Here is a 1,001-nt window from a genome sequence, read left to right as displayed (position 1 = left end):
TAGCTGAACACGTCGATCTCGCCGTGCACGCCCGGATTCAGGTACTGATACGTATTGCCCCACGGATCGTTCGGCAGACGCTCGAGATAGCCGCCGTCCTTCCAGTTGTTCGGGATCGGGTCCGTGGTCGGCTTTTCGATCAGCGCGCGCAGGCCCTGCTCCTGGGTCGGATAGCGGCCGTTGTCGAGCCGGTACAGCTTGAGCGACTGCATGATGGTGCCGATGTCCTGCTTCGCCGCCACGCGGCGCGCTTCGTCCGGACGGCTCATGATCTTCGGCACGATCAGCGCGGCCAGAATGCCGAGGATCGCGATCACGACCATGATCTCGATCAGCGTGAACCCGCGTTGACGACGCGCACGCAGGCCCGCATGCTGGTTCGCGATCTCGTTGCGGCGACTGGTCCACATTTGCATAGCTTGCTACCTCATTGGAAAAATTATCGGTCGGCCGGACGTCATGCATGTCACGCGATACATCGAGAATSCAGTACCTTGCACGTCCGGCCGGTCATTTTAATGTCACGCCGCTGAACGCTTTCGACACGCCGCAAAATTCACGAGAGTCCGTACAATGACACGCATGAACGCACTCCAGATCCGCCTCATTTCGCTCGCACTCTTTGCGGTGTTTTGCGCGACGCTCACCTACTGGATCGTCACGCTCACGTCGCATGCGCCGCCCGTGCCCGCGGCCGCCGTGCGCGCGCCTGTTTCGACGGAGCAGGCGGCGACGCTGTTCGGCGGCCAGCTCACGCGCACCGCGAACCAGGACATCCACCTGTCGGGCATTCTCGCGCTGGGCGAGGGCGCCGCGGCGATCGTCAGCACGGGCGGCGAGCCGCCGCATGCCGTCTCGCTCGGCAGCACGATCATGCAGGGCGCGAAGCTCGCCGAGGTGCGCGCGCGCTCGATCATCATCGATCGCAACGGCGTGCGCTCTGAAGTGTTCCTGCCCGCGAACGCGCCCGGCCCGACCATTTACGTGCGCTGATCTATTCC

2 protein-coding genes are annotated in these 1,001 nt (G+C 63.7%); one reads left to right on the top strand and one right to left on the bottom strand.

The window, feature by feature from the left end:
* Positions 1–416 (bottom strand): type II secretion system major pseudopilin GspG (gspG, locus tag GCT13_RS47910; protein WP_152768456.1); only part of this gene is annotated, 416 nt, incomplete at its 3' end.
* Between the two features lie 166 nt (positions 417–582).
* Here gspG and GCT13_RS47905 point away from each other — a divergent pair.
* The gene (locus GCT13_RS47905; RefSeq protein ID WP_152768457.1) at positions 583–993 is read left to right on the top strand and encodes a type II secretion system protein N; all 411 of its coding nucleotides are present in this window, start codon (positions 583–585) and stop codon (positions 991–993) included.
* Positions 994–1,001: the final 8 nt, after the last annotated feature.

Source organism: Paraburkholderia franconis (assembly GCF_009362735.1).
In the GTDB taxonomy this organism is placed as follows: Bacteria; Pseudomonadota; Gammaproteobacteria; order Burkholderiales; family Burkholderiaceae; genus Paraburkholderia; species Paraburkholderia franconis.
This window is presented reverse-complemented; position numbering and strand designations above follow the sequence as displayed.